The sequence below is a fragment of the Pseudomonas sp. lyk4-R2A-8 genome (genome assembly GCF_030209095.1).
In the GTDB taxonomy this organism is placed as follows: Bacteria; Pseudomonadota; Gammaproteobacteria; order Pseudomonadales; family Pseudomonadaceae; genus Aquipseudomonas; species Aquipseudomonas quebecensis.
The window spans coordinates 66,800-82,633 of sequence record NZ_JARVSS010000012.1; the positions used below are offsets into that span (position 1 = coordinate 66,800).

Annotated in this window: 15 protein-coding genes and 1 tRNA gene; 3 read left to right on the forward strand and 13 right to left on the reverse strand. The window is 54.8% G+C overall.

Going from position 1 to position 15,834, the window contains the following annotated elements; translation table 11 throughout:
* Nucleotides 1-2: 2 nt before the first annotated feature.
* Genes QRN10_RS13850 through QRN10_RS13860 form a run of 3 tightly spaced genes read right to left on the reverse strand, consistent with a single transcriptional unit; the run spans nt 3 to nt 2,092 of the window.
* Nucleotides 3-824, reverse strand: a complete 822-nt coding sequence (locus QRN10_RS13850; protein WP_253509980.1) for a sugar phosphate isomerase/epimerase family protein — start codon at nt 822-824, stop codon at nt 3-5.
* 3 nt (nt 825-827) lie between these two features.
* The gene (locus tag QRN10_RS13855) at nt 828-1,754 is read right to left on the reverse strand and encodes a transketolase family protein (protein WP_181080995.1); all 927 of its coding nucleotides are present in this window, start codon (nt 1,752-1,754) and stop codon (nt 828-830) included.
* A gap of 26 nt (nt 1,755-1,780) precedes the next feature.
* Entirely contained in the window at nt 1,781-2,092 is a 312-nt protein-coding gene (locus tag QRN10_RS13860; RefSeq protein ID WP_181081056.1) for a thiamine pyrophosphate-binding protein, read from the reverse strand.
* Here QRN10_RS13860 and QRN10_RS13865 point away from each other — a divergent pair.
* Nucleotides 2,063-2,347: a hypothetical protein gene (locus tag QRN10_RS13865; protein WP_253509981.1), complete on the forward strand. Its 285-nt coding sequence runs from the start codon at nt 2,063-2,065 to the stop codon at nt 2,345-2,347. The genes QRN10_RS13860 and QRN10_RS13865 overlap by 30 nt on opposite strands.
* Nucleotides 2,348-2,986: 639 nt before the next feature.
* Here QRN10_RS13865 and QRN10_RS25325 read toward each other — a convergent pair.
* The 3 genes from QRN10_RS25325 to QRN10_RS13880 form a co-directional block, all read right to left on the reverse strand.
* Nucleotides 2,987-3,331: a DUF4158 domain-containing protein gene (locus tag QRN10_RS25325; RefSeq protein ID WP_258197718.1), complete on the reverse strand. Its 345-nt coding sequence runs from the start codon at nt 3,329-3,331 to the stop codon at nt 2,987-2,989.
* Nucleotides 3,332-3,489: 158 nt separating this feature from the next.
* Nucleotides 3,490-3,753, reverse strand: a complete 264-nt coding sequence (locus tag QRN10_RS13875) for a bacteriocin immunity protein (RefSeq protein WP_181080993.1) — start codon at nt 3,751-3,753, stop codon at nt 3,490-3,492.
* Nucleotides 3,753-5,870: a pyocin-S2/colicin E7-DNase domain-containing protein gene (locus QRN10_RS13880; protein ID WP_285428568.1), complete on the reverse strand. Its 2,118-nt coding sequence runs from the start codon at nt 5,868-5,870 to the stop codon at nt 3,753-3,755. The genes QRN10_RS13875 and QRN10_RS13880 overlap by 1 nt, the downstream gene beginning before the upstream one ends.
* 321 nt (nt 5,871-6,191) lie before the next feature.
* On the opposite strand from QRN10_RS13880, the gene QRN10_RS13885 reads away from it, so the two are divergent.
* Entirely contained in the window at nt 6,192-6,959 is a 768-nt protein-coding gene (locus QRN10_RS13885; RefSeq protein WP_253509983.1) for a DNA adenine methylase, read from the forward strand.
* Nucleotides 6,960-7,031: 72 nt separating this feature from the next.
* Here QRN10_RS13885 and QRN10_RS13890 read toward each other — a convergent pair whose 3' ends face one another.
* From QRN10_RS13890 to QRN10_RS13920, 7 genes are all read right to left on the reverse strand, one after another.
* Nucleotides 7,032-7,550, reverse strand: coding sequence for an N-acetyltransferase (locus QRN10_RS13890; RefSeq protein WP_181080990.1), 519 nt, complete (start codon nt 7,548-7,550; stop codon nt 7,032-7,034).
* Nucleotides 7,508-7,816, reverse strand: coding sequence for a type II toxin-antitoxin system TacA family antitoxin (locus QRN10_RS13895; protein WP_181080989.1), 309 nt, complete (start codon nt 7,814-7,816; stop codon nt 7,508-7,510). The genes QRN10_RS13890 and QRN10_RS13895 overlap by 43 nt, the downstream gene beginning before the upstream one ends.
* Before the next feature lie 332 nt (nt 7,817-8,148).
* A complete protein-coding gene (locus QRN10_RS13900) occupies nt 8,149-8,637 on the reverse strand; it encodes a hypothetical protein (RefSeq protein ID WP_181080988.1) in 489 nt (162 codons plus the stop codon).
* Between the two features lie 22 nt (nt 8,638-8,659).
* Nucleotides 8,660-8,735, reverse strand: a tRNA-Thr gene (locus QRN10_RS13905).
* A gap of 122 nt (nt 8,736-8,857) precedes the next feature.
* A complete protein-coding gene (locus tag QRN10_RS13910; protein WP_253509984.1) occupies nt 8,858-10,234 on the reverse strand; it encodes an HlyD family type I secretion periplasmic adaptor subunit in 1,377 nt (458 codons plus the stop codon).
* Nucleotides 10,224-12,377 (reverse strand): type I secretion system permease/ATPase, encoded by a 2,154-nt coding sequence (locus QRN10_RS13915; RefSeq protein WP_181080987.1) that lies wholly within the window; start codon nt 12,375-12,377, stop codon nt 10,224-10,226. Before QRN10_RS13915 ends, QRN10_RS13910 begins: the two co-directional genes overlap by 11 nt.
* A gap of 46 nt (nt 12,378-12,423) precedes the next feature.
* On the reverse strand, nt 12,424-13,776 hold the full coding sequence (locus QRN10_RS13920) for a TolC family outer membrane protein (RefSeq protein ID WP_181080986.1): 1,353 nt from the start codon (nt 13,774-13,776) through the stop codon (nt 12,424-12,426).
* A gap of 347 nt (nt 13,777-14,123) precedes the next feature.
* On the opposite strand from QRN10_RS13920, the gene QRN10_RS13925 reads away from it, so the two are divergent.
* On the forward strand, nt 14,124-15,834 hold a 1,711-nt coding region (locus tag QRN10_RS13925), incomplete at its 3' end, for a retention module-containing protein (RefSeq protein ID WP_285428569.1).

Below are 15,834 nucleotides of genomic sequence, written 5' to 3' on the forward strand. Positions count from 1 at the left end.
ACTTACGCTCCTATCTGGTGCAATGTTGAAGTATAAGAATTAAGCACGGATTCAATGTGGTACTGTGATGTTGAGTCCTTGTTCAATACCTCCAGACTGACTGGAGCGTTTACACCCATTTCCCGAAGAGTTTTAAAAAACTGATTAAGAGGAAAGTCGCCCAGTCCAGGTGCTACTCGATAGCCGCGGGTTATTTCGATCAATGATAGCTTCGAAAAAAGATCGGTATCTCTAAGTAGGTCATTGCCATGGATTAGAAAGATTTTTTCCGGTGGTATCCTCTTAAGCGCGTCCAAGTCCGGGTCCCCCATAAAGAAATGATAGGTATCTAAAAGGATGCCTACATTATCTCTGTCAACAACGGCAATTAACTCCTGTAACTTTGTGATTGAGGGGATCTCCGTCCAAGGTAGGAATTCGATTGCTAGGGAAAGCCCCTCTTGCTCTAGCTTTTCTGCTAACTTACTGATGTTCTCTCGGTAAAGAGACGGTTGAAGATCTTCTCCAAATGTCGCAGCTGTGAGAAAGGGCGCCCCGAATAGCTTCGCATAATAAATACCTCTCGAAATTTCATGTTGCAATTTAGGATTCTCATAGTCATGAGTAAAAAGACATCTTAAGAAGTTAATCTCAATTACGTCGACATTTTTTGTCTGCAATAGAGATTTGAACTCCTGAGGGTCTGCATTTGCCTGATGAAACCAAAGATCAAGCTTTTCGAACCAAAAACCAATTCCAGAAAATTCCGAATTGGAGATCAGGTCTATTTTTTCCAACGGCGACATATCAAATCCGAAACTACCTTCGTTAATATAAATTTTCATCGGTTAAACCTCCAATATCTCAAAACATTTTTTTATAATGCCAGGTGTATTAAGTGTGTGAAATTCTAAAGCCCGGTCATAGGTTTGGTTTCGGACAATCGGATCACCAACCCCCAAGCAATGTATTCGGCTGCCGGACTGTCTCGCGGCTGACAGAAAACCTATATAGGCCCCTACTCCGCAGAAAGCCAAGTGCTCTTCTACGATCAGCAGGTGTTGGTAACTGCCCAAATACGCTTGAGTTTGTGACTGCAAGCGCTTAACGTCCAAGTTGCTCAATGGATATACTGGGATATCAAGTTTTAGAGTCGAATTAATATTTTTTGAGGCTAATAAACTTCGTTTCACCGACTGGCCTGTCGCGAGTATCGCTAGCGCCTTGGAGCCGTTGAGTGTGGAATGGTCAAAGGCCATATAGTCGTCGAGATAATCGCCATCGGGGAGCGGATTCTCAATTCTTAAATATGACGGGCCCATATACTCAAGCGCATCTTCAAGGCAGCACTCCGCACTGGGAGCGCTGTAAGGCGAATATATGTTTAGGTTCGGTAGTGATCGGGTGACGTTAATGTCGTCTATTTGTAAGTGTGTATATCCTTGGTCGGAGTAATAGAGGCCACACCAAAGGCCAACAAATATAACCTTGAGCTTGTTTTCGCAAATTATTGAGCGAAACTGTTCATACGCTCGGTACAATAAAAAGGTAGAAATTCCAAACACAAATACCGTTGCCCCTTCTCGGGCAAGTCCAGAAGCGACATCGAAGGCGTTTTGTTCAGCCACTCCTACGTCGATAAAACGATGCCCCAGTCGGCTCTTGAACACGTGAAGATTTGAAGAGATAGCCGAGTCTACGGCCACAACGTAAATATCCGCGATTTCGGCGTTTAAAATAATATAGTTATTGATGATATCTCTCAAATCCCTCATCTGTGCGTCTCCTAAATTTATAATGTTCAGTGAAAATCCAATTCTTGTTTTACAAAATCCAATTCCAATTTGGTCGGAACTCTATAGTGCCAGCTGAGATCTTTTGCGCAAAAGCTGATGCCGTGCCCTTTAATCGTATGAGCGATCAGCACAGAAGGACCTTCAGTATTTTTTTGCTTGATGGAAGTTATAGTGTCAATGATCTCTTTTGTATTATGTCCATCCACACTGAATACGTTGCATCCAAATGAAGTTAGCTTGTCAATCAAAGGCTCGATATTCATTACCGAGGCTGTAGTACCGTCAATTTGTACTTTATTGTAGTTAATAATGATGATGAGATTGTCCTGCGGTTAGATCAGGCTGCGTGGGATGCCGTTCAAGACTTCCCGCAAAACAAAATGTCAGCCCTGGACTATGACCAGGCAGTCGACCGGCAGATCTCGCGCTGGCGTCAGATTCAGCATCAGGCAGAAATGCAACGCCAGGCCAAGGAAAAAGCCCATGCCATGCCCACTGATGGTGACAGCCATCAGCCAGACGAGCCCACAGAGGGTGCGTATCAGCAACTGCCCAATACTGGGCAAAGCTGAACCTAAAAGAGCTCGAGATTGAGAAAGAGCGCGGGGTAGATCCAGCCACCGAAAAAATCGCGCTGCTGGCGAAATCTAGTATTTGGATTACATTTAGCTGTACCGCAGAAGGGCGGCGGACTGACGGATCATCCAGCAGTACACCTGTGCTGCGCTTTGCCAAGGAGAGTTACATGTCAAATGCTTCTGAAGACTACATCGTATAGTTGACTGAAATGCGCACCCATCACAAAAAACACTTGCAAGGAAATGCTGCCGGATCTGCAGCAGGCGGTAAGGTGATACCCAGCCCGCGCACATCATCCAGCCGCCGCAGCGCTCTGACTAGAGAGGGGCCGCTGACCATCACGGGGCCGGAGCGTAATTCATCTAGGCGCGAGGCGCGAGTGTCTTCAGCCACGACCAACAACGCTTGAAGTTGCTGCATCTGTCAGAGGTTATGCTACGTCCCAAGGTAAGCCAGAGACGCTCTTCCACCCGGTTGCGCAGTTGGGTAATAAATCGTTCCAACGGTGACACCTGGCAACAGGACTTTATGTGTCAGCAAACAGTTTGTTGCTCGGTTAAACAACTCGCCCGGACGAACCGTCCCTGTTTAGCAGAGTGCATATAGCCAGCGGGTTAACCGAAAGCCGACACTTACGTCAGAAAGTACTCGATGACCGTAGCGGTCCTGAATCTCGACGGCATGGCGGGACGTTGAGGTGTTTCGGCGTAGAGCAGGACGCAAGTCAAATCATTAACACCCAACTGTTTACTGAGTATTTGCAGTACCTCCTGTGGAATGGCTGAAAAGTCATCGGGGAAGGCCCCGAGATAACGAAGGCTGGTCAGTTGTACGGCGTAACCGAGACGGTTGTATTCGCCACGCAGTGGCACGAGGACTTTGTAGTCGTCATCGCTCAGGTGAAAATAGCGCTCTAGCTCATCCCTTCTGGGGGACTCGACGTAACGCCCAAAACCATCGCGTTGCTCTTGAGTCAAAAAAAACGACTGGTATCGATCACAGCGCCTCGACGTAAAGTAACGGTTTTGCGCTTATACACTCGTGGCTGACGGTGCGGCAAATAAAATGTCAAAGGTTTGCAAATAGCGAAAAGCCCAGTCGCCTTTTTTTGGCGACTAGGCTTGGTTAGCTTTGATTAAGCTGTTTTGAAGCCTGGCTTGCCATTGGCGGCCCGCCATTCTTTAACCTTATTAGTTATTGCCTCGGGCGTGCTTTCTGCGTCCGTCGCTGCATAATAAATAAGGTCTGTGCTTTCAGGATGTTCGGTGATTCTTTCGAAATGCTCCAAAAGTATATCTAGCTGATCATCGGTCTTGGCGGTATTTTCTTTAAATATCTCCTTCATGAACTCCAAAAACTCAGCTTCTGTATATTCTGAAATACTGCTTTTAAGTTCCATTATTGTACTTCCTTATGGATATCTATGTGACGCTTAGGTGTCAAAACACGAATGTTTTCGATATTGTAAATATCTCCGCCTTTCGCAACTTCGTCAATATGATGAAGTTCAAAAGATGATCGTTTACCCACAGCATCAGCTTTTCTGGACTTTGCAGCTTTACCAGTGATCATGCGGTCTCTGTTTGTCAAAATAAATTGTTTCGCAAGTTCTGGGTCACTAGCTACGGCTTTCCAGAAGGTTTCTCGAAACTCTCTGAAGTTCTTAAATTCCTTCCCTCTAAGTTGATCGGCAATCTGCGACGGGATGGGTGCACCCTCACCTTGTGATGCAGCGCCTAACCAAGTCCCCGACACAGGTTGGCCAACACCTGTCGCCACGCCTGGATCCTCTCGCCGGTCCCTGAACATCACATAGATTGGAGGCAGACCCGAGTCTGCCGGGAACACGGTGACGAAGTCATCAAAACCAGCGTCTGCAACCCCTGGGAAAGTGTCAATCCTTCCTTCAACCGGCGTTACACTAGCTCCAGTGTAGACCGGTGGAGCAGGTTGTTCGGCAGGTAGGGTGGTCGAGCTGTTACCAGGGTCGACAATCGGTGTCCAAGTCAAAGTCCTTGGTGGGGCGTCTCCTGTCGTCACACTGTACAGGTTCTGTTCGGCGTTATAAGTAGCAGCCACCACCCTGACTTTCGAAGGAATCGTCACACCATCAGTCTTTACCACAATGACTTCTGACTGCCCATCTGCAGCTGTTTTCGAGCTAAGCCGAACAGGCAAATCAACGGTACCGCCGGCGGCGGCAATGGCTGGCAAATCTTGGCTTAGCTCAGGGGTAAGATCCGACACAGGGGTACTAAACGTATAACGTTCAGGCAACTCCCCATTAGCCAGTTTGGGCGAATAGATTAAAGCAGAAACCCCAACCAGAAGACCTGAGGCGGTGCCAGCTGCCAAACTGGTCAAGGCGGCAATTGCAGAGCGGATAGCTGTTTGCAAGGTCACTGCCGCCGCTTCAATGACAGCTATGGTTCCCGCCGAGGTTATAACAAACGGTGCAGCCGCTGACGCTGGGCCTGGAGCACGAAACGTATTGGCAACGCGAATAGCCTCTGCAGCTAAGCGGGCTTGCTCAGCTGCTTCGGCGGCGATCCTGGCTGCCTCCGCTGCTGCCGCTTCATCCGCGATCCGCTTAGCTTCAGCCTCTGCCGCGACTCTCGCCGCTTCAGCAGCGGCAGCCTCATCAGCCACGCGTTTTGCTTCAATCTCAGCGGCGATTCTGGCGGCTTCAGCGGCTGCCGCTTCATCGGCAATGCGCTTGGCCTCGGCCTCAGCAGCGACCCTGGCTGCCTCAACTGCAGCCGCTTCATCGGCAACACGCTTGGCTTCGACCTCAGCGGCGATTCTGGCGGCTTCAGCGGCTGCCGCTTCATCGGCAATGCGCTTGGCTTCGGCCTCCGCCGCGAGACGTACGTCTTCTGCTGCCTGGGCCGTAGCAACATTCTGGGTCAGTAATGCGGACTTTTCTGTAAGAATTCGTATTTTTTCCTCAAGTATTTTTGCTGAATACGCCGCCGTAGCTGACGCCTCCCAGTTTTTATAAGTATCAAGGGGCCTGTTTGGGTTTTTAGGTGATTGAAAGATATTTGCAAAATAAACCGCACTTTTTTTCATCTCAACCGCGAGCACATTTCTACCAAAAAAAGCGGTAGCAGCTGCGTTAGCGGTAGCCAATTCTGCGGTGTTCTGCGCAATCAGGCCGTCTACAACGGATTTCTCCTTGTTGGCCTTCTCAAGTTCGGAGAGAGGGTTAGGTCCTACACCTGCCGCGATCTCTGCTTCAACATCAGCCGGCAATTGGGGCAAGTAGGCCGTATAGGATTGCTCCATACTTCGTTGAGCGCTAGCGACGGTTACAATCACAGACATTGTGTACCGATCGCTCGTAATTCGTTCCTGATTGAAAAATGCATAAACTTCAGGGCCAGAAGCGAACTTGCCGTCCCATGGCAGTGGTTTAGCAATGACCCCACCCCCTGGCAGAGGCCCTGGTGGATTGGGCAATGGTGGATCAGGGGTCACGATAATGGGAGGCAGAGTAATATCTGGTGGTGACATGTGTTTCTCCTTGATGTTTAGTTCCCTTAAGAATGCCTTCCAGTGGCTATCGATAGCGTGGGCAAGCAAACACTTGATGTGCAAACAGAATGTTCGCGAAACCACTGTACATAAACACAGCTATCGCACCAAGCCAAAATATGCACAAATGCATAAGTATTGGACGGACGGTATTGATTTCGATTGGCCATCACTCGAAACCAAACGAGCCCCACGATCAAGCTTTTACTGAAGTTATGCTATACAACGCGGCTTGATCAGCTATGGACGATCAGCTGCAAATAAATACCCACCACGAAAACCCATTGCAAAGGATTGCAAATGACAAACCCAATCGTTCCATGGATGGGCGGCAAGCGCCGGCTATCAAAACGCCTGTTGGCGCTGTTCCCTGATCACGAGTGCTACGTCGAAGTGTTCGCCGGCGGAGCGGCGCAGTATTTCAAGCGGGAGGAGCCGGCAAAAGTTGAGGTTCTTAACGACCTCAATGGCGACTTGGTGAATCTCTATCGAGTCGTGCAGCACCACCTGGAAGAGTTCGTGCGCCAGTTCAAGTGGGCGCTCAGCTCGCGGCAGATATTCGAGTGGCAGAAATTGGCAGTACCGGAAACACTCACGGACATCCAGAAGGCAGCCAGGTTCTTCTATCTCCAGCACCACGCGTTTGGGGCCAAGGCCACGGGGCAGACATTCGGCACTGCCACCACCGGCCGGCCTATCAATCTGTTGCGGATCGAGGAAAACCTGTCGCAAGCCTGGCAGCGCCTGTCAGGCACGTACGTCGAGAACCTTCCGTGGCTGAAGTGCGCCCAAAAGTACGATCGGCCCCACACCTTTCACTATATGGACCCTCCCTACTGGAAAACAGAGGGTTACGGCGTCGAGTTTGGCTTTGATCAGTACGAACTTATGGCGGAGTTCATGCGCGCCTGCGAAGGCAAGGTGATGGTAAGCATCAATGATCACCCGGATATCCGCCTGGTTTTTGAAGGGTTCCGCATGGAGGCGATGGATATCCGATATAGCACGGCCAACCCACGGAAGGGTGTGTCCGAAAAAACAGGCGAGCTGGCGATCATGAACTGGTAGCGGTCGCTATCAACGCAGTGGCGTATCTGGCCGCAGATGCCTGCGGCCAGGGTGCTGTCTGAAAATGAAGAGTCAGACGAGAGGGAGCATCATCGCTATCGGTGATAGCTGGGGACTACGAAGGAACCCAGCCTTTTCGTAGAGCCCCACGAGCTGCTCATTCAGCGGGTGCACAACGAGTGCGGTTGACGCGACCGCTTCAGATGCGGCGAGAGATCGCAACACGGCATCTTGAATGAGATCCAGCGACAAGCCTTGGCCTTGGAGCGTCTTACAAACTCCCATGCGGCCCAGAATGGTAATGGGGTGCTGGTCTGGGGAGTTGCGCTGTGCCTTCCTGGGAACAACGTCTGCCCGCATTATGGTCCCGTTCGAGAGCGTGTAATAACCCACGACCACGTTGGAGCCTTTCAGGCAGGTGACAAGAACGGTAGCGGTCTTGGCCAGCTGGGCCTTGATTGCCTTTTTCTTCAAAAACTCATTTATCGAGTCTTCGCCACAGTCGAACTGGTCGACATTGTGGTGCTCATTAAGCTTCTCCGGCTGGCTTAGCTCCAGCGGGTCGGCCTGTTCAACAATTTCTGTAGCCATGTGTTACTCCTTACGGGATTGTTCTGTAAGGCTTGCTCAAAGGCGTCGAAATCATTGTCGGCAAGGATGAACAGACGTTGATCCAGGATTACTTCCTCTGCTTTTTTACAAGCAGCGTCCAGGATAAAGCTGGTCCGATCGCTTCCCGACATGGCTGCGGCCACATCGATCAAGTCTCGTTTTTTAAAATCGACCCTCATGTTGATAGGGACGGGTTTGGTTTTATCTGGGGTAGCTGATAGAGACGGCATGCTATGTGTAGTCATGATTTAGTCCTGTTTAACCTGTGAAGTCGTGGGTGTACCTCCCGCGTTTATTGAGTGGTGAATCGGCTGGTCTGAAGATTCATGGTGCATTCCTCTAATGGGATAGTGGTGCCGCGGGTGTTAAGCGCAGCGCACGGGCGTGTGTCCGACCCGTGAAGCGGATAATAGCCGCTTGTATAGCAATTGTCTACATGTGAAGCAGTTAGCTATACAAAGATGGAGGGTGCGGTAAACCTTGAGTTGCGCTGACGAACAGGCACGAGGGATCACCGAACGCTAGTTCGGTGTGGAAGGCGGGGTGAGGTGGGAGGAGAAGGAGCGACAGTGGTCGCTCAGTAGCGAGGGCCCTGAGACGGTCTTGGCTTCAAGTCCAGCGACAAATGATCATTCTGTTTACGGATCAACCTGGCCAGATATTCCAACCAATCCGCGATGGCATCTGCCGCAGCTGGGCGGTCCTCTGGCACCCATGACAACAGGTGTGCTTCTAGCAACTCCTGAAAGTCCAGGTCTTCCACTGCTTCATGTATGAGGCCGACCAGAGGGGAGTGGTCTGGAAGACCCGACTCGATGGCCGCGTCCACAAGGTCCATTGTATCAAGCGAAATGAAAGGACGAACGCCGTCTTCTGCTTCACTCTCGTCAGGAACTTCAAACGTCACTTTGATCTTTCCGGAGAGCATCGTCGTCACTTTCCTGTCCCTGACCGCATGTCGGGAAATGGCTGTGGATAAATGGTCGAAAGCATAGCGGGTTGAATGCGGCCCGTTGCCTAATGTACGTGTGATTGTACGTATTGCAGAAACAACAAGGGCCTGCATCGCTGCAAGCCCTTGTTTTGTATGGTGCCGGCACCAGGAGTCGAACCCGGGACCTACTGATTACAAGTCAGTTGCTCTACCAACTGAGCTATACCGGCGTGTTAGGGCGACGATTATAGCGACTGCCGAGGTTCTGTAAACCCCTGAAATCTGACTATTTTTGCGAAAACCCAAGTTTTCGCACATCTCCCTGCATTTCCCTTCACTGCTCGTGAAAATATCAGCGCTCGTGCAATGCCTCTGCCCGCGATTTGATGATCGGCTTGAGCAGGTAGCTCAGGATGCTTTTCTTGCCGGTGATGATGTCTACCGACGCCACCATGCCCGGGATGATCAGAAGCGGCTTCTCATCGGTGCCCAGGTGGCTGCGGTCGGTGCGCAGTTTGATGACGTAGAAGGTGTTCTTCTTTTCTTCGTCCATCACGGTGTCGGCGCCGATGGTTTCGAGTTTGCCTTTGAGTCCGCCGTAGATGGTGTAGTCATAGGCGGTGAATTTGATCACGGCTTCCTGGCCAGGATGCAGGAAGGCGATGTCTTGCGGACGGATTCGCGCTTCCACCAGCAGCGTGTCGTCCAGCGGCACCACTTCGGCGATGTCGCTGCCGGGCTGGATCACGCCGCCGACGGTGTTGACCAGCATCTGCTTGACGATACCGCGCACCGGGGAGGTGACCATGGTGCGGCTGACGCGGTCTTCCAGGCCCTTTGAGGTGGCCTGGGCCTTGCTCAGGTTGGTGCGGGCTTCGTTCAATTGGGCCAGGGCTTCGCTGCGGAATTTGCCGCGGGTTTCGTCGATTTTGCGCTGCACTTCGTTGATCGCCGCCTGGGCGCGCGGGATCGCCAGGGTTGTGCCGTCGAGCATGCCTCGGGTTTCCACCTCGGAGCGCTTGAGGCGCAGTACTTCTACCGGCGATATCGCGCCTTGCTGCACCAGCGGTTCGGACATGCCGATCTCCTGGCGCAACAGGCCCAGGCTGTTACGGTACTGCTCCTGCTTGGAGCTGAATTCACGCAACTCCTGCTGACGTTGCAGCAACTGTTGTTGCAACCCGCCAATCTCGTCCGCCAGTTGCTGGCGTCGGCTCAGGTACAGCGACTCTTCGTTCGAGGCCTGGTTCGGCGCGGTCTTGCGCGCGTTATCGGAGATATTCAGCGGGCGGTTGTCGACTTCCGCGCTCAGGCGTTCGACGCGCAGTTCCATGGCCACGCGGTCGGCTTCGGTTTCGCCGACGTTGGAGGCAAATCGCGTGTCGTCCAGGCGCACCAGCGGCGCGCCGGCTTCGACAATCTGGCCTTCGTGCACATAGATCTGCGCGACGATGCCGCCTTCCAGGTTCTGGATTTTCTGGATGCGCGAGGAGGGGATCGCTTTGCCTTCGCCCTTGGTTACCTCGTCGATAATCGCGAAGTGCGCCCACAACACCAGGAACACGAAGAAGCCGATCACGCCCCAGATGGTCAGGCGTACGATTCGCGGTGCATCGTCCACCAGCGCCTTTTCCACTTCGGGCAATGGCTGGTCGTCGAGGGAGTCGGTGCCTTTGAAGTAATTGAAGATGCCGCGTTTAAAGCGGCCCGAACCGGAGTTAAGCGACACTGATCTGCCCCTTCTTCAGTGCTTCCATCACGGCCGCTTTCGGGCCGTCTGCGAGTATCTGGCCACGGTCGATCACCAGCAGGCGGTCCACCAGGCTCAGCAGCGAAGCACGGTGGGTCACCAGAATCACCGTCTTGTTTTCGATCACCGACTGCAGGCGCTGTTTCAGGCGCTCTTCACCGGTGTTGTCCATGGCGCTGGTCGGTTCGTCCAGCAACAGGATCGGTGGGTTCAACAGCAACGCACGGGCCAGGGCGACGTTCTGGCGCTGACCGCCTGAAAGGTTTTGCCCGCGCTCGCCCACCTGCAGCTCGTAGCCTTGCGGGTGAAGCCTGGCGAATTCATGCACGCCGGCCAACTCTGCCGCTTGCAGCACCATCTCGTCATCCACATAGCGTGCACCGCAGACCAGGTTGTCGCGCAAGGTGCCGGCCAGCAATTGGATGTCCTGGGCCACGTAGCCGATGTTGTGGCGCAACTCGCTGACATCGATCTGGCGAATATCCACGCCATCCACCAGCAGCGAGCCGGAGTCAGGTTGATACAAACCCACCAGCAGTTTGGCCAGGGAGCTTTTGCCCGAGCCGCTGCGGCCGATGATGCCGATTTTTTCACCGGGTTTTACGCTCAGGTTGATACCGCGCAGCGCCAGCGTCTGCTGGTTCGGGTAAGTGAAGTCGACCTCACGGAACGTCATCGCGCCTTGCAGCGTTTTACGGCTGAGGGGGCGCTCTTCGAAGTTGCGTTCCTGCGGCAGCTCCATCATCTGGTCCACCGACACCATCGTCACCTTGGCTTGCTGGTAGCGCGTCAGCAGGCCCGAGAGCTGCGCCAACGGGCCGAGGGCACGGCCGCTGAGCATGTAGCACGCCACCAGGCCGCCCATGCTGAGGGTGCCATCGATGATCTGATACACGCCGAAAATGATCATCGCCACGCCGGCCACTTGCTGGATCAGCAGTGTGATATTCATCGCCAGGCCGGACAGCACTTTGACCCGCAGCTCCAGGCGGCTGAGGGTGCCGATGGTCTGTTCCCACTGGTATTGGCGTTCGCTTTCAGCGTTGTTGACCTTCACCGCATCCAGCCCGGCGAGGGTTTCGATCAGGCTCGACTGGCGTTCTGCACTCAGCGCCATGGTGCGTTCCAGGGTCGCGGTGAGTGGTTTTTGCAGAAAGTGGCCGATACCCAGCGCCAGCGGGAAAGCGACAATGGGGATCCACACCAGATGGCCGCCCAGCAGTGCGATCACCCCAAGGATGATCAGCGTGAAGGGCAGGTCAATGAGGCTGGTGAGGGTCAGCGAAGTCAGGAAATCGCGCATTCCCTGGAATTCATGGATGTTCTGCGCATAGCTGCCGACCCGCGCCGGGCGCATTTTCATCGCCATGCCCACGATGCGCTCGAACAGCGTCGCAGAAATGATCAGGTCGGTTTTCTTGCCCGCAAGGTCCAAGCACAGGCTGCGCATGCTTTTAAGCAGCAGGTCGAACAGGTAAGCGCCACAGATACCGATGGCCAGCACCCATAGGGTGGCGGTGGCCTGGTTCGGCACCACGCGGTCGTACACGTTCATCACGAATAATGGCGCGGCCAGGGCGATCAGGTTGATCACCAGGCTGGCGGCGATAGCGTCGGCATATAACCAACGCGAGCGTTTGAGCGTGTCTTTGAACCAGGAGCGCGCGCGGGGGATCAGCGTGCCGCTGGTAACGTCAAATTTATGTTGCGGCTGGGCGAAGAAAACCCGACCGCTGTAATCTTGACTCAGTGCCTCACGGCTGACCTGGACTTCGCCGCCTTCGCTTTCGCTGAGCAACAAGCGCGCGGTGTCACCTTCCCAGCCCAACAGCACTGCACTGCGGCCTTCCTTCAACAACAGCAACGCCGGCAGTGCAATGGTTGGGATCTGCTCAAGCTTGCGCTGCAGCAAACGCCCCTGCAAACCCGCCCGGGCCGCTGCGCGAGGCAGCAGATCCGGGCCCAGGCGCTGTCCGGCCAGTGGCAGGCCGGTGGTCAGCATCGCCCGGCTGGCGGGCTTGTAATGCAGGGAACAGAGCGTCAGCAACCCGTCCAGCAAGGGGTCGTCATGCTGACTGCGCGGGTCATGGTTGAGTTGCGCCACACCTATTTCAGAATCCAAGCTGACTCTCTCTTAATGCAGTTGAACGGTTCAACTCCGTCAAGAATCAGTTCATCCCTGGCAGGTTCACCTTCGTTTTGACTTCGTTTTGCACAACCGATGCCAGCGGCGCAACGACGCCCTGGCTTCGCAGCAGTTGGCCCATATCCGCTTTGATGCGGTATTGCGTGTACAACTGCAGGTTTTTGATCTGCGCCAGGCGCTGCGATGCGGTGAACAGTTCGTTCTCGCTGTCGAGCAAGTCGAGCAGTGTACGCTCACCCAGGCTGAACTGCTGCTGGTATGACGTGCGCACGCGGGTGCTGCGGTCCACGTATTCCTGGGCGATCGGCAATTGCGAGGTGGCGTTGTTGTAGGCGTTCCACGCCAGGCTCAATTCCTGGTTCAACTCACGCAAGGCATTGTTGCGGATATCCAGCGCCTGGGACGCCTGGGAGGCCTTGGACTGCAGGTCGGCCTTGTTGCTGCCGCCCGAGTACAGGTTGAACTGCATGCGCAGCATCGCGGAGTAACCGTTGTCGTGGCCTTCTTCGCCGCCGACATTGTTGTTGGCCGAACGCTGCAGCTCTGCGTCGAAGCGTGGATAGAACGTCGACTTGGCGGATTCGTACTGCTTTTCAGCGGCAGCGATGTCCGATTCGGCCGAGCGCAGCACCGGGCTGCTTTCCACCATCTGCCGGCGTGCCTCATCGAGGCTGGCAGGCATCAGGGCGACGAAGCCCTGCGGCCGTTCCAGTTCATCGGGCTCTTGGCCCACGGCGCTTACATAGTTGGCTTTGGCGTCTTCAAGGTTGGTCTGCTCGGTCAGCAGGTTATTGCGCGCCTGGGCCAGACGGGCTTCGGCCTGGTCCATATCGGCCATCCGGCCGACCCCGCGGCTGGTACGCAATTTGATCTGGTCGAAGATGCGCTCGTGGCTCTTCAGGTTGTCTTCTGCCAACTGCACCATCTCGCGACGAGTCAGGACATCCAGATAAACCTGGGCAACGGTCAGCGCGGTGCGCTCGGTGGTATTGAGCAGGGCATAACCGCGAGAGTTGGCGGTGGCCTGCTGGCGCCCGACTTCATTCTGCGTCCCGAAACCCTGGAACAGGTTTTGCTGGAGGCGAATGCTCGACTCGCCGCGATTCAGGGTTTTCCAGTCATGGCTGTTGCTGGCGGCGCGGGTCGACGTGTTGTCGGAGCTTTCACGGCCATAACCGCCCAGCAAATCGATTTTAGGCAGGTAACCGCCCTGGGCTGCCCGGACCTGATAGTCGGCAGCGATACGTGCGTTGACGGCGGCCTGAATCTCCGGGTGAACATCCACAGCCTTCTGCATGGCTTCTTGCAGTGTTTGAGCCTGTACGAAACTTGCCGCGAGAACAAACGGCACAGCTGTGAATAAGTGCAAACGCATTCTGATTTTTCCCCGGGGATTGGTTGCCTGAAAGCCGCAACAAACTTGAAATATTGCATGGGAGTGGCAACTCGAAATGCCCGTTTTTATTGGGCGCCGGAGGGCGCAAACAGAAAGTCGCGAAGCCGCTTAAATATCAATGTGACATTACCGGGCGGATTGTTTAGGATGACGCCCAATAGGTCAATACCTTGACGGAAAAGTAATTTTTCTGGCGCGCCATCAAAAAATTGACGCCAGTAAGTTTTCGAAGAAATTAAGTACTCCAGCTTATTGAATCGGCACCAGCGACAGGGCCGGTCTCCTGGGTGGATACCCCCTGAATGGCAATACACGGAGAGTCTTTTATGAGCAGCGTTGCGGTCGTCAAAAGCATTGTCGGTCAAGTGTTCGCAGTATCCCCAGAAGGGATCCGCCGCCTGCTGGTAGAAGGTGATCGTCTGTTCGCCGGCGAGCTGGTCGACACTGGCCCGGCGGGCGCCGTTTCGCTGGAACTGACCGATGGCCGCGTCATTGACCTGGGCCGCGACACCCAGTGGAGCGCCAATGCACCTGACTCGACCACCGACCTCAGCGCCGCCACCGCTCAAGCAGCACCGTCCGTCGCCGAACTGCAGCAAGCCATCGCCGCCGGTGCCGACCCGACCCAAGATCTTGAAGCCACTGCGGCAGGCCCGACCGCAGCCGGTGCAGACGGCGCCGTCGGCGGCGGCCATAGCTTTGTCGTGCTGGAAGCGACGGCCGGTGTGGTCGACCCAACCATCGGTTATCCGACCAACGGTTTAAATGCTGCAGATGCGGCGGCTAACACCCTGACCGGCGCTGATAACAACGGCGTCGACCCGCGCAACGTCACCATTACCCTGACCGCCACGCCGACCATCACCGAAGCCGGTGGCGTAGTGGTTTACACCGTGTTCGTCACTCAGGCCCCCACCAGTGACCTGACCGTCACGCTGTCCAATGGCCTCGCTGTGGTAGTCGCGGCCGGCCAGACCTCGGGCGCCCTGAACGTCACCTTCGCCGGCAATGACACGCCTTACCTGGACGCCTCGTCGATCTCGGCCACCATCGCCGGCACCTCCGGCGGCGGCAACCTGATCATCACCACCGACCCGACGCCGGCCGTCACTCAGGTCAATGACACCATCGACACCACCACCGTTACGCTCACCGCGACGGCTTCGGTGGATGAAGGTGGCAAAATCGTCTACACCGCCACCGTGAACAACGCCGCGCAGACCGACGTCACCATCACGCTGTCCAACAACACCACCATCACCATCGAAGCCGGCAAGACCACCGGCACCGTGAGCGTCGATACCCCAGCCAATCTGGCTGATGGCAAAGACCTTAGTGTCAGCGCGACCATCACCAGTGCGACGGGCGGCAATTACGAAAACCTGGCAATCAACCCGCAGGCAGCCACCACCACCGTTAACGCAGTGGATGACCCAAGTGTTTTGCAGGCGGATAGCAGCACCATTGCCGAAGATGGCGTTGCCACCGGCAACGTGCTGACGAACGACAGCGATATCGACAACGTCTTGTCGGTCGCTACGTTCAACGTCGGCGGTGCGACGTTCATCGCCGGTCAAACGGCTGTCATTGCTGGCGTCGGCTCCATCACCATCGCGGCTGATGGCGCTTACACGTTCACGCCGGTCAAGGACTTCAACGGCGACGTGCCGCAGATTGGCTACACCACCAATACCGGATCGAGCAGCACGCTGGTGGTCAAGGTCGACGCAGTGGACGATCCGAGTGTCCTGCAAGCGGACAACGGCAGTGCACGGGAAGACGGCGTTGCTACCGGCAATGTACTTGCCAATGACGTCGATGTAGACAACGTGCTGAGCGTTGCCACGTTTAATGTCAACGGCACCACTTACACTGCGGGCCAGACGGCCGTTATCGCGGGCGTGGGTTCGATCACCATTGGTGCTGATGGCGCTTACGCCTTTACGCCGGTTAAAGACTTCAACGGTGATGTGCCGCAAGTTGGCTACACCACCAACACCGGCTCCAGCAGCACCCTTGACGTGAAGATCGACCCCG

What these genes read in the sequence shown, in the direction of transcription:
- QRN10_RS13855 (WP_181080995.1), bottom strand. Translation starts at nt 1,754, where the DNA reads ATGAGGGATTTGAGAGATATCATCAATAACTATATTATTTTAAACGCC.
- QRN10_RS13895 (WP_181080989.1), bottom strand. Translation starts at nt 7,816, where the DNA reads ATGACTACACATAGCATGCCGTCTCTATCAGCTACCCCAGATAAAACC.
- QRN10_RS13900 (WP_181080988.1), bottom strand. Translation starts at nt 8,637, where the DNA reads ATGCAGGCCCTTGTTGTTTCTGCAATACGTACAATCACACGTACATTA.
- QRN10_RS13880 (WP_285428568.1), bottom strand. Translation starts at nt 5,870, where the DNA reads ATGTCACCACCAGATATTACTCTGCCTCCCATTATCGTGACCCCTGAT.
- QRN10_RS13890 (WP_181080990.1), bottom strand. Translation starts at nt 7,550, where the DNA reads ATGGCTACAGAAATTGTTGAACAGGCCGACCCGCTGGAGCTAAGCCAG.
- QRN10_RS13920 (WP_181080986.1), bottom strand. Translation starts at nt 13,776, where the DNA reads ATGCGTTTGCACTTATTCACAGCTGTGCCGTTTGTTCTCGCGGCAAGT.
- QRN10_RS13885 (WP_253509983.1), top strand. Translation starts at nt 6,192, where the DNA reads ATGACAAACCCAATCGTTCCATGGATGGGCGGCAAGCGCCGGCTATCA.
- QRN10_RS13850 (WP_253509980.1), bottom strand. Translation starts at nt 824, where the DNA reads ATGAAAATTTATATTAACGAAGGTAGTTTCGGATTTGATATGTCGCCG.
- QRN10_RS13875 (WP_181080993.1), bottom strand. Translation starts at nt 3,753, where the DNA reads ATGGAACTTAAAAGCAGTATTTCAGAATATACAGAAGCTGAGTTTTTG.